The organism is Hymenobacter piscis (genome assembly GCF_018760735.1).
GTDB classification, from domain to species: domain Bacteria; phylum Bacteroidota; class Bacteroidia; order Cytophagales; family Hymenobacteraceae; genus Hymenobacter; species Hymenobacter piscis.
The window spans coordinates 237,069-258,339 of record NZ_JAHHZN010000007.1; the positions used below are offsets into that span (position 1 = coordinate 237,069).

The window sequence follows — 21,271 nt, forward strand, 5'->3', positions numbered from 1 at the left end:
CAGTTCAAAACGATGGAGTTCCAGATTAAGCTCTATGAGGCTGGCAACACCATTGAGTTTGTGTATGGCAACTGGACCAGCAGTGGTAATACGGCTGTAGGCCGGGGTTTTTACGTGGGCCTGAAAGGTGCCTCTGCTGAACTCGACGATATTAGCCTGGCTTACAAGGCCTCAAGCGCCAGTGCCTGGACCACGACCGTATTCCAGAACACCGTGACTACGCCCTCTGGCCTCTCGTACGCCCCGCACTTCGTGCGCAACACTTTCCTGCCTGACCCGGGCCGCACCTACCGCTTCCGCTCCCCGGCCACCGACGCCGCCGTTGCCCAGACTTATACGCTCGGTAAGTTGCCGATACCGGCGGGTGCCCCGCACGTTATCCGGGCACTGGTAATCAACACCGGCATAACAGACCTGACCAATCTGACTGTTACGGCTGCTGTCAGCGGGGCCAATACGTTCAGCAATACGCAAACTGTGGCCAGCCTGGGTATTGGTGATTCGGCCGTTGTGGCCTTTGCTCCCTTTACCCCTACCGCCACCGGCACGAATACCGTTACGGTTAGCATTCCGACCGACGATAACCAAGGCAATAACACCGCCACGTATCCGCAGCAGGTCAACACGACCACTTTCGCCTATGCTCGCCCGGGGGTAGCGGAAACAAGTTCCGTAGGTTTTGGCTCTGGTTCCGGAATCCTGGCTACCAAATATACCTCTTCAGTCGACCGCACCGTTACCGGTGTGACCGTACGACTGCAGAGTGCCAATGCCGTGGGCAATACGGTATATGCCGTTGTAACCAGTCCGGCCGGAAATATCATTGCCCGCTCGCTGGATTACGTCGTTACGTCGGATGATATAGGCAAAGACAAATCCTTTGCGCTGAATGGAAACATCAGTGCCGGCGACTTCCTTGTAGGACTGGCTCAGACAGCAGGGGCAGCGGCTTATTTCCCGGTAGCAGTTCAGGGTCAGGAAGATCCGGCACGGACAGATGCCTACTTTGTGCTGCCGCTGGCCGGTGGAACGCCGGAAGATGTGGCAGACGTCAACTTGGGTGCTTTCATGATTGAAGCTGTTACCAGTCCGGTAGTAACCTGCCCGCCTCCCACCGCCGTTACGCTTACTGCCGTTACCACTACGTCGGTGGTTGTTACGTTCAGTGGCCCGGCTAACGCCACGGGCTACAGCATCGTGTATGGTCCCCGGGGCTTCGACCCAACAACTGCCGGTACCACCGTAGCGGCCACGGCTTCTCCCTTCACCCTGACCGGCTTGACCAACAACACGGAGTACGATGTCTATGTGCGCGCCAATTGCAGTGCCACTGACCGCAGCGCCTTTACGGGTCCGCTCTCGTTCAAAACGGTATGTGAGCCGCCCGTTATTGCTGCCTTCCCTTACGCGCAGAACTTCGACAGCGTACTGCCCGGCGCTATTCCCTGCGGCATTACCGTTGCGGATAACAACAACGACGGCAAAACCTGGACGATAGTGGGCAACGACGGAGCCGGCCGTTTCCCGGCCTCCGCGCCTAACCAGATCCGCTACGCCTACAGCGCCACGAACGCGGCCGATGACTGGTTCTACACCAACCCCCTGGCCCTGAAAGCCGGCACTACGTACCTGGTGTCGTTTAAGTACCGGGGTGCGCAGCCCAGCAACACCGAGAAGCTGGAAGTGAAATACGGTACGGCCGCTACGGCCGCTTCCCAGACCACCCTGCTGTGGCAGAACGAGGCCATCACCAACGCCGAATATGCTACCGCTGTAGCCGGGACGGCCGCCGGGCAGGTACTGCCCATCACGCCCACGGCCGATGGCAACTATTACGTGGGCTTCCACGCCTACAGCGCCGCCAACCAGTTCAACCTCTACGTGGACGACGTGACGGTAACCGCCGCGGCCGTTACCAGCTCGTCGAAAGCCCTGCTGCAGGCCATTACCCTCTACCCCAACCCCACCGCCGGCAACCTCACCGTTGACGTGCGCGGCGTAAGCGCCAAAAACGGCCTGCAGGTAGAAGTGACCAACATGCTGGGCCAGCGCGTGCACACCGAAACGGTGCGCAGCAACGGTACCACGCAGGTTGACCTCTCGGACCTCGCCAACGGCCTGTACACCGTGAAGGTGCGCAACGGCAACGAGTACATGGTGCGCAGCATCGCCATCCAGAAGTAAGTCTGACCCGCGCATAAAAAAAGGGCCGCCCGGTGGGCGGCCCTTTTTTTATGCGCTTTTCATAACCGGTCCCGCCTGTTGGTCAACCCGGCGCACGCATCAGGTTACGCAGCTTCAGTGCTGCCCATTTCCTAACCCTCTGGCTTAGTGAGCTCGGCCTCTCCGTAACGCGGACTGTGCAGGTCGCGTGGCTGCTTGGCTGTAAGGGCTTCCACAGTACGCGGGCGCTATACACAGTTCATGCTACACCATCAGCCTTCAACTTGACGAAAGCCAATGCCTTCGGTTAGCAGGTGGTGACGCGCGCAGCGGCCCCGGGACGGCACAATGCCGGGTCCTTTTTAGCCCCCAAGCAAAGCGCCCCCGACTCAGGAGAGTCGGGGGCGCTTTGCTTGAGATAGAGACTTTTTGTTAGGCTACCTGCCGGGGCTGGGGCACCACGGGGCGCGGACGGGCACTGCCGGCAGGCTCGGTTACGGCCGTAGCTTCCGTTTCGCGGCGGCGCTTGTAGAGGGCCATGCCAAAGCCTACGGCCATGAGCAGTGTACCGCTCCAGAGCAGGTTGATGAAGGGCTTTTCCACGGCTTTCAGGATGATATAGTCCTTCTGGGTAGTGCTCACGCCGAAGGTGAATTTACCTTGCTGGGGGTCTACGTTCAGGAAGGAAAGGCGCAGGCCCAAATCCTCCACTTCATCGGGCACGCGGCCAATGAGGCGGTTGCGCACCACAAATACGGGATGCACGTGGTACTGCTTCTTCTCCCCGTACACCAGAAAGTCGCCCTGAATAGCCAGATCATCCTTGCCAAGGCCGAGGCCGGCAGTCTGGTGGGCGGGACCTACGCCCCGGAACACGGCAATGTAGTCGTTGAGTACGATGGTGTCGCCCACGCTCAGCACGTGCTCCTTCACCTCGCTCCAATCCTTCTCCTGATCAATGGGCGGCACGGCGCTGATGTGGGAGTAGATGTCGTGGTCGAGGAATTGCTTGATATCGGGTGAGGCCAGCAGGCCGCCCATCTGCTCATTTACCTGGGCGCGGGGATAGAGCACGAATTTCTCCTTGGTCTCGCGGTTCTGGTACTCCACGCGGTAGTAGGTGTTCTCGGGCAGGATTTCGAGCGTGTCACCGGCTTTGTAGTACAGCTCATCCCCGCGCTTGATGTCGGCGCGGGCCAGGGCCTTGTACTCGTCGGCAGTGCGGAAGAGCAGTTGCTTGTCGACGTAGCCGGGCACGCCGGGCACGTCGAAGTACTGTCCGGTGTAGCGCACGTCGTAGGGGCCCATCGGAGCCGGGTCGTTGCGCCAGAGCAGCACGTTATCCTGGTTGGTGGTCTGGTCGAACTCGCGGGAGTAAAGCAGGCCCGACACGTTCTGGCTGATGATGTTGGAGTAACCGGCCGAAGCCAGAATGCCCAGCAGCATCAGGGCAATACCAATATGGGCCACGCCCCCGCCCGACAGGCTCACTTTGCGCCGCATCAGCGTGAACACCATGCTCACGTTGGCCAGCACCCCAAACAACGCCGTAGTCAGGAGCACGATGTAGGCCGGCTCCATTTTATGGCCGTAGTACTGCACCAGCAGAATCACGAGGGCCGCGCCCAGCAGCGTGAGCAGGGCCGGCACGGTCAGCGTGTTCGTCAGGCTGGCCTTGTCATTTTTCTGCCACCACATCACCTGGGCCAGGCCCGAGAGGAAGGCCACGGCCACCCCCATCCAGAGCTGAAACTTGGTATAGTGGGCAATCTGGTCGGCGGGCAACGCCAGGTTGGACTTAATCCCGACGAAACCCAGGAAGGCGTTGTACACCGGAATGCTGGTGGTGAACAGTACCTGGAAGGCCCCCAGGCACAGCACCGTAGCTCCCACAAACACCCATAGCTCGGGGTTGTAGGTAGTCAGTTCCTTGTCCGAGACGGGAATCTGTTTCCAGCGCCCCACCAGCAGGGCAATGCTCAGCACCACGAAGGCCGCCAAGTAAATGATCAGCTGGCCGGAGAGGCCCAGGTCGGTGAAGGAGTGCACGGAGGCGTTGCCCAGCACGCCCGAGCGGGTGAGGAAGGTGGCGTAGAGAATCAGCAGGAAGGTGGCTATCACCAGCACGAAGGAGGTGCGCAGGGCCGTGCGGCTACGCTGCCAGAGCACCAGCCCGTGCAGGGAAGCCACCAGTACCAGCCATGGAATGTACACCGCGTTTTCTACCGGGTCCCAGTTCCAGTAGCCCCCGAAGTTGAGGGTTTCGTAGGCCCAGTAGGCGCCCATCATGATGCCCACGCCCAGAATCAGGCCGCCCCAGAGCGTCCAGCGCATGGCCGGACGCACCCACTTGGTGTACTCGCGCTTCCAGAGGCCGGCCACGGCGTAGGCGAAGGGCACCAGCGTGAGGGCGAAGCCCAGAAACAGGGTAGGCGGGTGAATCACCATCCAGTAGTTCTGGAGCAGGGCGTTGAGACCGGTACCGTCTTCGGGCACGAAGTTGGGGTTGGTTTTCCAGACCGGCAGGTCGGGCATGAAGTCGCGCAGCAGGATAAAGGGCGAGGAGCCGATTTTCAGGTCGCCGAGCACCACGCCCAGAATCATGGAGGTCAGAAAGAGCTGCACGCCCGCGAAAACGGTCATGACCGGGGCTTCCCAGCGTTTAGAAGCGCGTAGCAGAATCAGCCCCAGGCACACGTGCCAGAAAATCCAGAGCAGAAAGCTGCCCTCCTGCCCTTCCCAGAAGCAGGAAATCATGTAGTACACCGGCAGGTGGTTGCTGCTGTGGCTCCAGGCGTAGTAGTACTCGTAGCGGTGACCATGAATGATACCGAACAGGCACGCAATCACGGAAATAACGGCCACGGCATGCACCAGGAAGGCGCCCCGCCCGATGCGCAGCCAGGCCGCGTCGGTGTCGCCGAGGGCGCGGCCCCGGGCAGCCATGTAGTAGGAGTACGCGGCCACCGAAGCGGCGACGAAGGCTACAATGACACTCAGGTGCCCGGCGTTGCCAATGAAGGTATTCAACATGGGGAAAGCATTGGAAAAGCGAAAATCAGCCTGTCGGAATATCTACCAGCCTGACCGGAAGTTGTTTTGCGGGTAAGTGGCAACCATACCAGTGACACACAGCAAAACGCGTTTTACCCTGAACCAGTGAGTAAAACACAGCTACCCTTTCTAGGACTAAATTACCGCGCAGCAGTGGCGCCCTTGATGTCCTTCTCCACGTACTTGGAAGGGCACTTGAGCAGGATTTTATCGGCCACGAAAATGTCGTTGCGCATGGCCCCGGTGATGACCACCTGCTCCGATTTGTCGAAATCCTGGGGCTGGGGGTTGAAGTAGACCACCCGCTGGGCGATACGGTTGGTATCTACCAGCGTGAAGGCGAAATAATTGGGGTCGAGGGTGGGGTTGTACTCCAGGCCCATAATGTTCTTCTGACCGTCGCGGGGCAGGCGGCCCACCACGTGTACCTTGGTGAGGTTGCCCTCGGCGGCCCGCTCCCGGGCTTCCTTGAACGACACGTACACGCTGGCGTCGCCGGCGGTGCTGGTGATAATGGCAATGGCCACAGCAATGATGGCCATGACGAAGATGTGCGCTTTTTTCATGTCAATGAAACAATGGGCGGCCCCAATTGGAGCCCGAAGTCAGTGCAGAACAGCAAAGTGGACCACAAAGGTCCGCAAAAAGGTTAGATGGTGAAATAGTGAGTTGACGTTTAGGGGGCCTGACGGCGCGGGCAGAACCCATGAACGTCAACTCACCATCTCACCTACTCTTCCAGCTCTTTTTCCAGGCGGGTGAGCTTGCGGTCCAGGGAAATCAGGAAGAAAAGCAGGCCGGCCAGCACCACCGCAATCACGGCTACTACCACGTAAATCTTGCCGCTGCCGCGGAGCGCATCGGCCATTTCAGGCTGATCGGGGGTTTGGGCGGCGGCTTGCAGCACCGGCAGCAGCAGGGCCAGCACCAGCAGCCCGGCGCGGCCCGCAAATCCAAGTTCCCAAGCCCCCAGGCCCCCAAGACCCCAATTACGCAATCTGTTTTTCATATACTTTGAGTTTGAGCAGGGAAACGCGACTGGCCAGTTGGGCCAGCCAGAAGGCCAGCAGCGTCCAGCCAATCACGGCCGGGTAAAACACTAGGCGCATGTTGCTATCGAGGTCGTACTTGGCGAAGGCCGGGTTGCCGCCCGCGCCGGGGTGGAGCGAGTCGGTGAGGCGGGGCAGGATGTAGAACAGCGGCATGGCCGTGGCGAAGGCGAAGATGTTGTAGATGGCCGACACCCGGGCCCGCTGCTGCTCATCGGTAAAGGAGGAGCGCAGCACCAGGTAGGCCCCGTAGATGAGCATGGCAATGGCGGCGCCGTTGAGCTTGGGGTCGTTGGTCCACCACGCACCCCAGGTGAATTTGGCCCAGATGCTGCCCGTGGCCAGCCCCACGAAGCCCATCAGAATGCCCGTGCGCGCCGCCTCATGGGCCCGGATGTCGAGCTCGGGCGTGGGCGTGCGCAGGTAACGCACCGAGTAGTACACCGAGGCCACCAGAATGAACGTCATCCCGAACCACATGGGCACGTGAAAGTAGAGGTTGCGAATGGTTTCGTTGAGAATGGCCAGGCGCGGCACCGGCAGCAGCATACCCGCTACCGCCACGTACAGCAACAGCACCACACTCAGGGCTTTCCACCAGTTTTTCATTTGAGGAGTCAGAAGTTAGAAGCTAGGAGTCAGGAGCACTTCTGCGGCTTCAAAAGCTGCTTTTCTGCGAGGTAGATACATAACAATTTTCAGTTCCTTAATGTCATCGTGGCCTGTGAGAAACAACATTCTAGCTCCTGACTTCTAGATCCTGCCTCCTAACTTCTCCACAGAAACGGAAACAGCAGGTAGGACACGGCCCCGACAATCATGTTCAGGGCCACCAGCGTGAGCAGGGAACTGCGGCTGGCTTCGAATTCGAGGCCGTCGAGGGCATTTTTGGAAACTTTGATGAGCAGCAGCAGCATGGGCACCATCAGCGGAAAGCCGAGCACGGCCATCAGGGTGCTGCTGTTGGTGGCCTTGGCCGCTATGCCCGATACCAGCGTGAGGGTGCTGGCGAAGCCCACGGCCCCCAGCAGCACGGTGCCCACGAACAGGGGCACGTCCTGCACCGGGTTGCCCAGCACCACCGCGTACAGCCCGAAGGCTACCAGCGCCAAGCCCAGCAGCAGCAACGCGTTGTAGGCTATTTTGGCCAGAATCACGGCCTGGGGTCGCACCACGGTGTAGTAGTAGAGCATCCGGCCCCGGCTCTCCTGCAGAAACCCCTTGGCCACGGCATTCACGGCCGAGAACAGCAGCACAATCCAGAACAGGGCGTTCCAGGCGGGAGCCGGCAGCTGACCGCCCCGGGAAGAAAAGCTCAGGTAGCACACGAACACTGTGCTGCTCACGTAGAGCAGCATGCCGTTGAGGGCCGCGCGCTGCCGCCATTCCAGGCGGAAGTCCTTCTGCATCAACACCCAAATTTCGCTCAGAAGCGTCACGGCAACACGGCTGGTAAACGGACGGCAAAGATACAACCCAACCCCCGGATTAGCCGCCCCCCGCGGCGGAATACTGCAATTTGACCGCCCCAAACGCCAGCCGGCCGGTTTTCCAGGGTGGAAAACCGGCCGGCGCGTTGTCGTGAGCCCGGTCGGGCTAGAAATCGTACCCGAGCGTGACGTAGACTTTGGGCCCTTTGGTGGTGTACTGCTCCCGCCCCCAGGCCACGTCGCCCTTCACGTAGAAGCCCAGCATAGTGGTGCGCATGCCGGCCCCGTAGCCGTAAAGCAGCGGGTTGGTGAAGTTGATAACCGTGGCCGTGAAGTTGCCCAGCGTCACCTCGCGCGTGTTGTTGGAGTTGTTCACACTGAACGGATTGCCGCCCGAATAGGTCGTACCCACGTCGCCGAAGGCCGTGAGCTGCAGGTTGCGGAAAAACCCGGATTCAATGGGCCGGCGCGAGAAATACTGCACAATGGGCAGGCGCAGCTCCGAGTTGAAGAGCACGTACTTCTGCCCTACCCGCTTGCTGTAATCGAAGCCCCGCAGGTTGGTCACGAACTGCTGATAGAACATCTGCGTCGGGTCCAGCTGGTTGGGGCCGGTTACGCTGGTCTGGTCGGCCGTGATAAGCTGGGTGTCGGCGTAGTCGTAGTTGAGCCAGTTGTCCATGCCGCCGAGGCGGAAGAAGGGCTGGGCCGAGCCGCCCCCGATGTACTGGCCGAAACTTGCCCGGTTAGCCCAGATCAGCTGGCGGTGCAGTTTCTGGTAGTGGCGCAAATCGATGAAGATCTTGGTGAAGTCGGTATTGCGCCCGTCCAGGTCGTAGAGGCGGGTGATGCCGGCCTTCATGCGGGTGCCCTGGAGCATGTTCACGCCGGTAACCAGGGAGTTATCGAACACCAGCTCGCCTTCGCCGCCCAGGTAATTGCGGTTTTCGTCGTTGGTATTGGCCAGGTCGGAGTAAGTCCGGCGGCTCACGTTCACGAAGCGCGGGCCCAGGCGCACGCTCAGGTTATGGGTGAGCGGATACGCCACCGTAGGCGCAATCTCGTGGCGCCCGAAACGGACCCGATCGATGATTGCCCCCTCAAAATCGACGAAATACGCCTGCTTCTGGTAGCGGATGCTCCAGTCGTAGCGGTGCTTGAGGTTGGTGTACTCGGCGAAGATGTTGCTGGTGCGCAGGTCGGTGAGGGCAAAAATGCCGGCCTGGATGCGGTGGTCTTCCATCAGGTCCGACATGTTCACCTGCCCCATCAGCCCCAGCCCCAGCAGCGGGTCGGTAGTCAGCGTCGACACCACGTTATCGATGCTGAACTGGGTATCGTAGCGGAAGGGCCCGGTCAGGGCGGCCGCCGCGGCCGGTGCGGTTTTGGGCAGGGCTACTACCGTAGCGGCCCGACGCTTCACCGTTGCCGGATCGGCCCGGGAAGCCGGAATATCCTCGTCGAACTCATACTCATTGGTATTCACGCGGCCGGCCGGAGCCTTGGGCGCCGGAGCGGCGGGCGGGGCAGTTTCCTGGGCCGGGGCCAGGCTTTGGCCGCCCTGCTGCTGGGTGGCGCTGGCCACCGTGGGCCCGGGGCGGCTGGCGGCGGGTACGGCGGCTTTAGCGGGGCGGGAGCGGTCTTCCAGAATTTCCTGGCGGGCCGTTTTGGCCAGCGTCAGATCTTCGGGCAGGGTATAGTTGGGGTACAGATACACGTTCTCGCGCCCATCGGTCATCGAGACGAAGCCCAGCGTATTGGTGGTGGCGTTGTAGTCGAAATCCTTGATGTTGGCCAGAAAGCTCGACACGGGCCGGTACTGGCGGGTGGCCAGAGCCAGGCGGTAGAGGCTGCGTACCCCGCTTTCTTCGCTCACGAACACTACCTCCGTATCGGAAATGGGCCGGGGCCGGCCTTCGTTGGAGATGGTGTTCACCAGCATCTCCACCGGCTGGGTGCGGCCATCGAGGTGATAAAGGTACAGGTCGAAGTTGTTGACCACGGCCCCGAAGCTGCCCCGAGCCGTACCGGCCGAATCAAGCCAGCGGTTGGAGCTGAACACGATACCGCCGCCCCCGGGCAGAAAGGCCGGCTGCACGTCGTCGAACACGTCGTTGGTAAGCTTTTCGGGAGTGCGGCTGCCGGCGCGCAGCAGATACAGGTCGTTCTGCCCGTCGCGCACGCCACTGAATACCACCGATTTGCCGTCGCCCGAGTAGCTCAGGTCGGTTACCTGCGAGAAGGGAGCGAACAGGGAGGTGCGGCGGCCGAAGCTGGGCAGCAGGCTTTTCAGGCGGGCGACGGTATTGCTCACGCCGCCGTTAGCCTCGCGCAGCTGCAGCTGCAGCAGGCCCTTATCTTCTTCCACCACGGCCACCTGACTGTTGCCGCGCCAGGCCAGCACCGGCAGGCGGGTTTCCACCTGCTGATCGGGCGTTTTGTAGCCGCCGCGGTGAATTACGTCGCGGCCCTTACCGTTTTTGTTTACCACCAGCACCCGGTAGCGGCCCAGGTCGTTCTGCACGTAGGCCAGCTGCTGGCCGTTGGGGCTGAGCACGGGCTGGCTGTAGAGGGTGCCCCGGCGGTTGCGGCCGGCCAGGCTGTTCTTCTCGTCGGCTTCCTGATAAGGCGTCTGGGGCTGGGCGTTGAGCTGGCGGTAGTAGCCGAGCCAGTCCTTGAGAAATACCTTGTAGGGCACATTCAGGGAGGAGCTGATGCCCACTTCCACGTCGCGGGTGATGCGCGTCAGGTTCAGAATGTTCTGGATGCTGGTGTAGCCGTAGCGCTCCGCAATGTAGTTCCACACGCTCTGGCCGGCCAGCTCGGGGTTGCGCAGGAAAAACGGGGCCGTGCGGTTGCCCTCGTGCTCCCGGGTCATGGTGCGCATGTAGTCATCCATTTCCACGCTCCAGCCCTGGGCCGCGTAGGTTGAAGCCCCGCTGATAAACCAGTCGGGCAGCTGGAGCAGGTAGCTGCTCTGGATAATTTCCTTGAGCGAGCCCCCGTACATCATGTCGTTGAGCAGCACCTGGGTGATACGGCTGCTCAAATCCTGCTTGAAGCGCGTCTGCTCGCCCTGGAAGGCAATCTGCACCTTGGTCATGCGCAGCAGCGAGGTTTCGCCCCCGGTCTGGTACTTCTCGGTACTCAGGCCCACGTTGCTCTGGCGCAGGTCGCCAACGGAGTTGAAGAGCATGATGGTCGTTTTCGAGTACGGGTAGTACCCAATCAGGCCCGTGATGCGCTGGAGCTCCTTTTCGGCGTATTCGACCGCGTGGCGGGCGTTGATTTCGCCCCCCGCGTAGAAGTAGATCGTAAAGTTCTGGGTACTGAGCTGCTGCCAGTTGAAATCCTTATACTGGAGCCGCACCCGCCCGAAGGGTTCCTGGGCCGTCTGGGCACGGGCCGGACCGCCATCGGTCAGCAGCAACCCCAGCAACAGGGCAGCCAGGCCGGCCGGCCGCTGCACACCCGGCCGGGAGAGTAAGGATAAGTGCTTCATATCGGGACGGGAAAACGAAGGAGAGCTAGGGGCGGGAAACGGGGGAGGCCGGCGGGCCGGAATTCGGGGGAGAGTATAACGTAAGATAGCGCCGGATATTGACTTCGGGCCAGGGCGCTACGTCATTTTCCAGCCAGTCGGCCATTACCTGGGCCAGGCGCGGGGCCATCATCACGCCCTTGGAGCCAAACCCGTTGAACACGTGTACGCCCGGCGTTTCCGGGTGCGTGCCCAGCAGCGGTTTCCGGTCGCGCACGGCCGGCCGCACGCCGGCCCGCTGGTCGGCCACCGTAAAGGGCTGGGGCGTAATGGTGCGCAGCCGGTCCGAGAGTTCGGCCAGGGCTTCGGGCGTGGTGCCCGCCGCAAAGGGCGGCCAGCGGTACGTGGCCCCCACCCGCAGCCGGCTGCCCCCGAGCGGCACCACGTAGGCGCCCTTGTTGAGCACCGTAGCGGAGGGCAGACCGGGACACTCCACCGTCAGCACCTCGCCCTGGTTGGGGGTGAGCGGCAGCCAGCCAAAGTACGGATTCTGAAGGGTGGCGGCGCCTTCGCAACTGACGACGTGCCGGGTCTGCACCCGGCCCGCGTAAGTGAAACCGCCGGCCGAATCGGCAACAAGCCGGCCCCAGTCAAAAGTTTCGTGCCGGAGCCAGCCGGCGGCCAGCCCTTCGGCGGTCAGGGCTGTGAGCAGCTCTTCCACCAGCACGAAGCCCCCGCGCCGGATGCGTAGCCCCCCCAGCTCCTGCTGTACTCCGGGCAGCGCGGGCAGCTCGCCGGTGGCGTCCGTCACGAAGTCCAGCCAGGGCGCATCGGCGCTGCGGGCCAGCATGGTGTTCTGCTCCTGTACGGAGGAGAACAGCTTCACGATGGGCAGCTCGTGCAAGAAACGCTGGCCCAGGCGCTGTTCCTGGGCGCGGTAGAAGGCCCCGGCGGCGGTCAGCAGCTCATCGGCCCGCCAGGCCAGGGCGAACCGCTTGCCGGCCACCGGATTCATCAGACCGGCCGCCACCCGCGAGGCCGAATCGGGCCGGGCCACATCCAGCACCAGCACGGAATGGCCCCGCCCGCGCAGCTCGGCCGCCAGCGTGGCCCCGGCAATGCCGTAGCCGACAATCAAATACTCAACGCGCATCATAGGCGGGCAAGGTAAGACGAAATTGGGTTGTGGGGGGCTTAGGGTCTTGGGGGCTTGGGGTCTTGAATAACTGAACAACCAAGACTTCCTGACTTCTTAGTCGGCGGTTCTCCAAGACCCTAAGCCCCCAAGACTCCCAAGACCCCGAGCCCCCGAGCCCCCGAGCCCCCCACAACCCAATTTCGTCTTACCTTGCTTCTTTAAATCCGCTTTTGTTTCTCCTTCCCCCGCCATGACCGTTTCCGGCTTTACGTTTAATCCGTTTTCCGAAAATACGTACCTGCTTCACGACGCCACCGGCGCCTGCGTGGTGGTTGACCCGGGCTGCTACGAGCGGGCCGAGCAGCAGGCCCTGCAGCAGTTCATAGAGGCCCGGGGCCTGCGGGTGGAACTGCTGGTCAATACCCACTGCCACATCGACCACGTGCTGGGCAATCAGTTTATTATCGACACCTACCAGGTGCCATTTCTGGTGCATGAAGCCGACCTGCCCACCCTGCGCTCGGTGCCCACGTACGCCCCCAGCTACGGCTTCCCGCGCTACAACCCCGCCGAGCCCACGGGCTTTCTGACGGCCGGCGAGCCCCTGCGCTTTGGCGAAACAGAATTGGAGGTGCGCTTTGCCCCGGGCCACGCCCCCGGGCACGTAGTATTTTACCACGCGCCCACCAGCACCGTTATCGGGGGCGACGTGCTCTTCCAGGGCAGCATCGGCCGCACCGACCTGCCCGGCGGCGACTACGACACGCTCCTCACCAGCATCCGCCGCCAGCTCCTGACCCTGCCCGACGAAACGGTGGTCTACTCCGGCCACGGTCCCGCCACCACCATCGGCCAGGAGCGCCGCAGCAACCCGTTTCTGAAGTAGGGCCTGGGGGACTGAGGGGCTGGGATGATGTTCAACAATCCAAGCCCCCCAGTCCCCCAGACCCTCAGTCCCCCAGACCCTCAGCCCCCCAGAACCCTTTGAAAAGACATATTCCTAACGCGGTTACCTGCCTGAACCTGTTTTCGGGGTGCCTGGCGCTCTGCCATATTTTTGCCGGTGATCTGGTAACCGGGGCCTATTTCGTGGCCCTGTCGGCGCTGTTCGACTTTTTCGACGGACTGCTGGCCCGGGCCCTGCACGTGTCCTCGCCCATTGGCAAAGACCTGGATTCGCTGGCCGACGTCGTATCATTCGGGGTGGTGCCCGGGGCATTTCTGTTCGCGCTGCTGCAGCAGAGCGGAGCCGGCCTGCCCGGCTGGCTGCCGTACGCCGGCTTCATCGTGACCGTATTTTCGGCCCTGCGCCTGGCCAAATTCAACAACGACACCCGCCAGTCGGATTCCTTTATCGGCCTGCCTACCCCGGCCTGCACGCTGGTGGTGGCCGCGCTGCCCCTCATTCTCGACCAGGACCGCTTCGCCTTGAGCCCCTTCATTCTCAACCCCTGGGTGCTGCTGGCCCTCACGCTGGTACTTTCAGGCCTGCTGGTTGCCGAGCTGCCTCTGTTCGCGCTCAAGTTTAAATCGTTGCGCTGGCAGGAAAACAAGGTTCGACTGGTCTTTTTGCTGCTGAGCGCTGGCCTGCTCGTGACCCTGGGCGCCGCCGCCGTGCCCCTGATTATTCTGCTCTACGTGGTCCTCTCGATTCTGACGCCCGCCAAGCCGCCCATGGCCTGAGTGCCGGCCCCCGGCAATCCGGAGCCTGGTTGGGCTCCGTTTACTGTAGGCCGGTAATATTCTCAGGGTTGCCGGGCAATATTCTCCCCGCGAAGCAGTTAACCTACGTGCGCTGAACTGAGTTACCGACCAACCTGTTGCTGCTCGTAGTATCTCCGTTTATCCACCCCGATTTTTTTGAGCTTTTGCGTATGCGACATTCTACGTTCTGGGGCCTGCTGACGCTGCTGCTGAGCGTGCTGGGGTCAGCGGCCCGGGCGCAGTCGGGCGAGCAGCTGGTGCGGAGCCGAATTAGCTGGACCGGCACCGAGCCGGTGGCCATCAAAGGTCAGCAACGGCGGGTACCCTCGTTTCGGGGAGCTTCGTTCGGCCGTAACGAGCAGGTGGGCACGCTGCAGCTGCGCCTGTCCGGCACCGTGGCCCAGGGCGAGCTGCGCGAAACCGTGTACGAGGCCGTGCCCGCCGCCGAGGCCCGCCAGCTCGATCTTTCGGCCCTGCCGGCTACCCCGGCCCTGCGCCTGACGTTCGGGACCGAAGCTCGCCAGCCCGTAACGCTGCTGGCCATCCAGCCCCTGCGCCGCAACCCCCAGACCGGCCAGGCCGAAAAGCTGGTTTCCTTCGCCTACGCCTATTCTACCACGGCCCGCCGCCCCCAGGCCACGCATGCCTACGCCCGCGAATCGGTGCTCAGCCAGGGTGACTGGTTTAAGGTTGGGGTGCCCACTAACGGTATCTACAAACTTGATAAAGCTACCCTCGGCAAGCTCGGTCTCAACACCCAGGGCCTTGACCCCAGCCGTCTGCGCCTGTTCGGCAATGCCATGGGCACGTTGCCCCAGGCCAACAGCGCCTACCGCCCCGACGACCTGGCCGAGAACAACCTGCATTTCGTGGGCGACGCCAACGCCACCCTCGACGACAACGAATACTTCCTGTTTTATGCCGTGGGACCGCACACCTGGACCCGCGATGGGAACAACGCCCGCTTCCGCCACCACCTCAACCCCTACGCCGACACGGCCTACTACTTCCTGACCGTGGGGCCCGCCGCCGGCCGCCGCGTTCCGGCGGCCCCAGTCGTGAACGGCCCCGCCGGCACCCGCATCACAACCTTCCTCGACCGCCAGTTCTACGAGCGCGACCTGCTTAACCTTGCCAAGTCGGGCCGGGTGTGGGTGGGTGAAGAATTCTCGACCAGTGCCCAGCCGACGCGCACTTTCACGCTGCCCGTGGCCGATCTGGTGCCGGGCTCCGTCGCTCAGATTACTTCTTCGGTGGTGGCCGCTTCGTCGTCGCCCACCGTATTTCAGAGCAGCGTCAACGGCCAGAATCTGGCCTCGCAGGTAGTGCCGGGCTACAACTGCACGGGTGGGTTCGGCTGCTATCCGGAGAGAGCCAATACCAACCTGGCCACCCTGCAGTTCGCCGTGCCCGCTTCCCCGCCCACCGAGTTCAGCCTGAGCCTGAGCTACAACGGCAGCGGCGCCCCGGCCGCCAAAGGCTACCTCGATTACCTGGAGCTGAACGCGCCCCGGCAGCTGCGCTTGAGTGGCAACCAGCTGGCTTTTCGCTCCCTCGAAAACATTGCGCCCGGCGCCATCAGCCAGTTCGAACTCAGTAACGCGGGCAGCGCCACCATCTGGGACGTGACCAACCCGCGCCGCCCGCTGGCCGTGGCCGCCAGCAACGGCACCTTCCTGGCCCGCACCGATACCATCCGGGAGTTTGTGGCCTTCAGCGGCTCCGATTTCCCCGCGCCCCGCACGTTTGGCAAAGTAGCCAACCAGAACCTGCACGCCCTCAACCTCGACGGTACGCTGGAGCTGGTGATTGTAACGCACCCCGCCTTCCTGACCGCCGCCAACACCCTGGCCGCCCACCGCACCAGCCACGACGGCCTGAACGTGCAGGTGGTGACGACCACGCAGGTCTACAATGAATTTGGCTCCGGCGGCCAGGATGTTACGGCCATCCGCGACCTGATGAAGATGGTGTATGACCGCAACACCACCGGTCGTCGCCAGTACCTGCTGCTGTTCGGCGACGCCTCCTACGACTACAAGGCGGACCCTACCAACGACGTCGCCCAGCTGCCCGACTGGTGGAAAGACCGCCAGCCCAACAACAGCAATAAAATCAACCAGAACTTCGTGCCGGTGTACGAATCGGTGGAAGGCTTCGACCTGGTGATGGGAGCCCGCCCCAACGGGCGGGGCCTTACTTACTCCTCCGACGACTATTACGGCCTGCTTGACGATACGGAAGGCGAGTGGCGCCCCAACACCAGCAACGAGTTGCTGGATATTGCCGTGGGCCGCCTGCCGGTACGTACGGTGCTCCAATCCACCCTCGTTGCGAAAAAGCTCGTCGATTACGACTCGCCGGCCACCTATGGTAAGTGGCGCAACCGGCTCTCCTTCGTGTCGGATGACGGCGACGGTAACCTGTTCAGCTACTACAGCGAGCAGCTGGCCGTGCCGCTCGATACGCTGGCCGGGGCCCGCAGCTACAATGTGTATAAACTCTACCTCGACCTGTTCCCGCAGACCACCGTGGCCGCCGGACAACGGTCGCCCAGGGCGGAAAAGGCCATTGATGAGGCCTTCGAACAGGGCTCTCTGTTGATTAACTACATCGGCCACGGGGGGCCCAAAGGCTGGGCCGACGAGCAGATTGTCACCAACGGCTCCATTCTGCGCCTGCAGAACGAAACCCGGCCCTCCTTCCTGTTCACCGGTACCTGCGACTTCAGCACCTACGATGACCCGGAATTCACGTCGGCCGGCGAACAGTCCCTGACCGACATCAGCGGTGGGGCCATCGGCCTGCTGACGACTACCCGCGTGGTGTACGCCGATAAAAACCAGGCCCTGGCCATCGAATTCTTCAAGGACCTGTTTCAGCGCCGGCCCGACGGCCAGATGCCCCGCATCGGTGACATTTGCCAAACGGCCAAAAATATTGCCGTGGCCGGCGACAACAACCGCAACTACGCCCTGCTCGGCGACCCTTCCATGCGCCTGGCTTACCCCGAGCAGGAGGCCGTAGTTACGACCATCAACGGCAAGGCAGCCTCCTCCACTCTGCCGGATACGCTTAAGGCGTTGCAAAAAATTAACATTGCGGGCGAAATCCGGCAGGCGGGCCAGCTCAACGCGGCCTTTACGGGTACGGCCAACGTGCAGGTTTTCGAGAAGAAAACCGCCCTCACAACCCTGGGCAACGAACCCGGTGATACGCCCGTGCCCATTCCGGTGCGCGAAAACGTGCTTTACGATGGCCCGGCCAGTGTGCGCGACGGCAAGTTCAACGTGCAGTTCGTAGTGCCCAAGGATATCAACTACAGCGTGGGCATGGGCAAAATCAGCCTGTACGCCGCCGACCCCGTGGCCCGCACCGATGCCCACGGCCAGCGCCTGACGCCCGTGGGCGATGCGGCCGCCCTGGCTACCCGCGACTCTATCCCGCCCCGCATCCGGCTGTTCATGGACAACGAGCAGTTTGTCTTCGGGGGGCTCACGGGCCTGACCACGACGCTGCTGGGCACCCTGCGCGACGAAAGCGGCATTAATACGGCCGGCACGGGCATCGGCCACGATCTGACGGCCACCCTCGACGGCGACGCCAGCAAAGTAACGGTGCTCAACTCCTTTTATACGGCCAAAACCGACAGCTTCCAGGTGGGCCGGGTGGAGTACAAATTCAAGGACCTCACGCCCGGTCCCCACGAACTACGCGTGAAAGCCTGGGACACCTGGAACAACTCGGCAGAACAAAACGTGGAGTTCATTGCCGCTTCTACCGAGAAGCTGGCCCTGCAGCACGTGCTCAACTACCCCAACCCCTTTGCGGGCTCCACCACCTTCCACTTCGACCACAACCGTAACGGCGAGGATCTGGAGATTCAGGTGCAGATCTTCACAGTATCCGGTAAATTGGTGCGCACGCTTCAGGGCTCGGCCTTTGGCAGCGCCTCCCACGTGGCGGCCATCAGTTGGGACGGCCGCGACGAATACCAGGACCAGCTGGCCCGGGGCGTGTACGTGTACCGCGTCAGCGTCCGGACCCGTTCCGCCAACGGTTCCGACACCTCAACGGCCTCGAAATACGAAAAGCTGGTGTTGCTCAACTAATCCGGCCTTCCGGTTTTTCGCCTATTTTCCGCTTCCATTTTCTCTTTTTCCCCTATGACACTGCCGAAACTGTCCCTGCGCACGGTGCTACTGCCCGGTTTGCTGGGCCTGGCCGCCACGGGCGCCCACGCCCAGCGCGTGAATGCCATTACCACCGCGGTTCCCATTCTCACCATCAGCCCCGATTCGCGTTCCTCGGCCCTGGGTGAAGCAGGAGTAGCTATCAGCCCCGATGCCAACGCCGGCTACTACAACCCGGGCAAGCTGGGCTTCGTGCGCTACGAGCATACAGCTTCGCTGTCCTACACCCCCTGGCTGGCCAGCATTGCCAACGATATGGGCCTGGCTTACCTGAGCGGCACTACCAAAATCGGCGACCGGTCCACGCTTTCTGCGAACCTGATGTATTTCAATCTGGGTGAAATTCAGTATCGCGACAACTTCGGCAACGCCACTACCAATTTCAACCCCAAGGAATACGCCCTCACTGTTGGCTACGGTCAGAAATTGAGCGACAACTTCGGGGTGGGCCTGAATGCCCGCTACATTCGCTCCAACCTTACGGGCGGAAGCGTTGGCGATACTGAACCTGGCAATGCTGTGGCCGTAGATCTGGGTGCCTATTACAACACCGATCTGACTATCGGCCCCGGTGAGTACAACCTGGCTTTCGGAGCCGCAGTCTCCAACATCGGCAACAAAATATCCTACACAACGGCCAACAGTCCGGATTTCCTGCCAACCAACCTAAAGATCGGTACGGCTATTACCAAGGAGCTGGACGCCTACAACAAGATTACTCTCACATTCGACGCCAACAAATTGCTCGTTCCGAGTCCCTTCTACGACGAGAATGACCCCACGAATCCGCGTGCAGCCGGTGTAGAAGAAGAAAATGCCAGGCGTCGGGACTACGGTATTGTGCGGGGCATTACCAGCTCATTCAGTGACGCCCCCGGCGGATTCAGCGAGGAGTTGAAGGAAATTAACCTGTCCGGCGGTGTGGAATATTCGTACAACGACCTGCTGATGGTACGGGCCGGTTACTTCTACGAAAACCCCACCAAGGGTGCCCGGCAGTACCTGAGCTTCGGAGCCGGCGTCCGCTACCAGGTTTTTGGGGTGGATGGCACGTATCTGGTGCCCAACTCCAAAGCCAACCCCCTCTCCCAGACCTTGCGGGTTTCCTTGCACTTTAATTTCAACGAGTTGAGTGAAGCCTTCGGCACCTCCGATGCGCCCGCCAACTAACTCCTCTTTTCCCTTTTGATGCTCGACCGTACCGTCGCTCCTCCCGTTCAGCCGCTGGCCCGCGTAACGCTGCCCGCGGCTGACGTGTTTTCGCTCCCCAACGGCGCCCGCCTGCACGTGCTGCGCAACGATGCCCAGCCTGTGGTGCGCCTCCAGGTGGTCTTTAAAGCCGGCAAGTGGTACGACCCCACCGCGGGCGTTTCGCTGCTGGCGGCCCGCATGCTGCTGGAAGGCACCCGCACCCGCACCGCCCGCCAGATTGCCGATGAAGTGGCCTTCTACGGCGCCTCCCTGGAGTGCGAGCAGGGCTTCGACCGGGCCACGCTCACGCTCTACTGCCTCACCCGCCACCTCGCGCCCCTGCTACCCCTGGTGCTGGACGTACTAACCGAACCTATCTTCCCCGAAGCGGAGTTGGCCCAGGTGAAGACCCGCACCATTCAAAACGTGCGGGTAGAGCGCCAGAAGAGCAGCTACCTAGCCTCGGAGCAGTTTTCCCGTAACCTGTTCGGCCCTACCTACCCTTACGGCGTCACTTTTGATGAAACTACCTTCCAGGACGTCACGGCCGCGGAAGTGCGGCGCTTCTACGAGCAGCACTACAACTTCGGCCAAGCTGAAATTTTCCTCTGTGGTGATGTAACCCAAGAGCACGGCGCCTTACTGACCAATCTGCTGGGCAGCATTCCGCCTGTGCCAGCTACCCCAACGCCTTTGTCGCTCTCCCCGGCCAACGTGCAGCCGCAGGACTATGCAGTGCTGGAGGGCAGCCTGCAGTCGTCGCTGCGCATTGGCCGCTTATGGCCCGCCCTCACCCACCCGCAAACGCACGAGTTGCAGGTGTTGGTGAAGGTACTGGGAGGATACTTCGGCTCCCGCCTGATGAAGAATATCCGGGAAGATAAAGGCTTTACCTACGGCATTTACGCCAGCGTGGGCCCTCGCGAACATGCCACCAGCTTTGTTATCGGCTCCGATGTGAATGCAGCCAACGCCAGCGCCGCCATACGGGAAATTCACCATGAGCTGCGTATGCTCCAACAGGAGCTGATCCCGGAAACGGAGTTGCAGACGGTAAAGAACTACATGAGCGGCAAGTTCGCCAACGAGCTCAGCACCGTATTTGAGCAGTGCGACAAATACAAAAACCTGATCTTCTTTCACCTGCCTGCCAACTACTACTCCGAGTTTGTGGCTCAAGTGCAGGCGGTAGACGCCCAGTCGCTGCAACAGCTCGCCCAACAGTACCTTTCTCCGGAGTCGATGATCGAGATAATAGCTGGCCCGGCCCTCTGATAACTTAATACCGGCAAACGAAAAGAGCCCGCCTTCTCAAGAAGGCGGGCTCTTTTCGTTTATCATTTCTGCGTATGACGACATCCGAAAATGTTATACGAGAAAATTTCTGGTTAACCAATTCAGCGTAGTTGCAATCAAAGCTGCTGTGTAAGCTACAGCTAAGCAACCTTTCTGCATCTGCCCCCGCTCATCTGTGTTCCAAACACCCGCAATCCAAGGTAGAAACTGCATGGTGATGCTCTCACGCCAACTGAAACGGTACCAGTCACTTTGTACAAATGCAACTTGGGTATCTTATCGTATCCGGCATAGTGTGGCCTGTGCCATCTTAACGGAACTTATTGGCATCCGTCCGCCTGCTTGCCCTTGGTGGGGGCCACGCAAGGGGGCGTTGGGCGGGTGGGCCCTAAACGGGAATCGCCCCGCGCATCCTGGCTTGTCAGGACGCCGCGGGGCGATTCGCTAGATAAGGTTGGCGGCGACCGACTCTCCCACCGGTGAAGGCAGTACCATAGGCGCTCCGGGGCTTAACGACTCTGTTCGGAATGGGAAGAGGTGAACACCCGGGCTAAAGCCACCATTATCTGTGC

13 protein-coding genes and 1 rRNA gene are annotated in these 21,271 nt (G+C 61.6%); 6 read left to right on the forward strand and 8 right to left on the reverse strand.

Features of this window, described 5'->3' with window-relative positions:
* Nucleotides 1-12: 12 nt before the first annotated feature.
* Nucleotides 13-2,184 (forward strand): T9SS type A sorting domain-containing protein, encoded by a 2,172-nt coding sequence (locus tag KLP40_RS10240; protein ID WP_215593676.1) that lies wholly within the window; start codon nt 13-15, stop codon nt 2,182-2,184.
* A gap of 411 nt (nt 2,185-2,595) precedes the next feature.
* Here KLP40_RS10240 and ccsA read toward each other — a convergent pair whose 3' ends face one another.
* The 7 genes from ccsA to KLP40_RS10275 all read right to left on the reverse strand — a co-directional run bounded on the left by ccsA (nt 2,596) and on the right by KLP40_RS10275 (nt 12,333).
* Entirely contained in the window at nt 2,596-5,196 is a 2,601-nt protein-coding gene (gene ccsA, locus KLP40_RS10245; protein ID WP_215593677.1) for a cytochrome c biogenesis protein CcsA, read from the reverse strand.
* Between the two features lie 161 nt (nt 5,197-5,357).
* Nucleotides 5,358-5,783, reverse strand: a complete 426-nt coding sequence (locus KLP40_RS10250) for a cytochrome c maturation protein CcmE domain-containing protein (protein WP_215593678.1) — start codon at nt 5,781-5,783, stop codon at nt 5,358-5,360.
* 164 nt (nt 5,784-5,947) lie between these two features.
* The gene (locus KLP40_RS10255; RefSeq protein ID WP_317196765.1) at nt 5,948-6,226 is read right to left on the reverse strand and encodes a CcmD family protein; all 279 of its coding nucleotides are present in this window, start codon (nt 6,224-6,226) and stop codon (nt 5,948-5,950) included.
* Nucleotides 6,207-6,875 (reverse strand): cytochrome c biogenesis protein, encoded by a 669-nt coding sequence (locus KLP40_RS10260; protein ID WP_215593679.1) that lies wholly within the window; start codon nt 6,873-6,875, stop codon nt 6,207-6,209. The genes KLP40_RS10255 and KLP40_RS10260 overlap by 20 nt, the downstream gene beginning before the upstream one ends.
* Nucleotides 6,876-7,033: 158 nt before the next feature.
* Nucleotides 7,034-7,675: a heme exporter protein CcmB gene (locus KLP40_RS10265; RefSeq protein ID WP_215593696.1), complete on the reverse strand. Its 642-nt coding sequence runs from the start codon at nt 7,673-7,675 to the stop codon at nt 7,034-7,036.
* 187 nt (nt 7,676-7,862) lie between these two features.
* Nucleotides 7,863-11,198 carry a TolB-like translocation protein gene (locus KLP40_RS10270; protein WP_215593680.1) on the reverse strand — a complete coding sequence of 1,112 codons (3,336 nt, stop codon included), beginning with the start codon at nt 11,196-11,198 and terminating at the stop codon, nt 7,863-7,865.
* A 25-nt stretch (nt 11,199-11,223) separates the two neighbouring features.
* On the reverse strand, nt 11,224-12,333 hold the full coding sequence (locus tag KLP40_RS10275) for an NAD(P)/FAD-dependent oxidoreductase (RefSeq protein ID WP_215593681.1): 1,110 nt from the start codon (nt 12,331-12,333) through the stop codon (nt 11,224-11,226).
* A 232-nt stretch (nt 12,334-12,565) separates the two neighbouring features.
* On the opposite strand from KLP40_RS10275, the gene KLP40_RS10280 reads away from it, so the two are divergent.
* From KLP40_RS10280 to KLP40_RS10300, 5 genes are all read left to right on the forward strand, one after another.
* A complete protein-coding gene (locus KLP40_RS10280) occupies nt 12,566-13,201 on the forward strand; it encodes an MBL fold metallo-hydrolase (protein ID WP_215593682.1) in 636 nt (211 codons plus the stop codon).
* 98 nt (nt 13,202-13,299) lie between these two features.
* The gene (locus tag KLP40_RS10285) at nt 13,300-13,998 is read left to right on the forward strand and encodes a CDP-alcohol phosphatidyltransferase family protein (protein ID WP_215593683.1); all 699 of its coding nucleotides are present in this window, start codon (nt 13,300-13,302) and stop codon (nt 13,996-13,998) included.
* Between the two features lie 191 nt (nt 13,999-14,189).
* On the forward strand, nt 14,190-18,131 hold the full coding sequence (porU, locus tag KLP40_RS10290) for a type IX secretion system sortase PorU (RefSeq protein ID WP_215593684.1): 3,942 nt from the start codon (nt 14,190-14,192) through the stop codon (nt 18,129-18,131).
* A 54-nt stretch (nt 18,132-18,185) separates the two neighbouring features.
* On the forward strand, nt 18,186-19,382 hold the full coding sequence (gene porV, locus KLP40_RS10295) for a type IX secretion system outer membrane channel protein PorV (protein ID WP_215593685.1): 1,197 nt from the start codon (nt 18,186-18,188) through the stop codon (nt 19,380-19,382).
* 18 nt (nt 19,383-19,400) lie between these two features.
* Nucleotides 19,401-20,678 carry a M16 family metallopeptidase gene (locus KLP40_RS10300; RefSeq protein ID WP_215593686.1) on the forward strand — a complete coding sequence of 426 codons (1,278 nt, stop codon included), beginning with the start codon at nt 19,401-19,403 and terminating at the stop codon, nt 20,676-20,678.
* A 473-nt stretch (nt 20,679-21,151) separates the two neighbouring features.
* Here KLP40_RS10300 and rrf read toward each other — a convergent pair.
* Nucleotides 21,152-21,263 (reverse strand): 5S ribosomal RNA (rrf, locus tag KLP40_RS10305).
* Between the last annotated feature and the right edge of the window lie 8 nt (nt 21,264-21,271).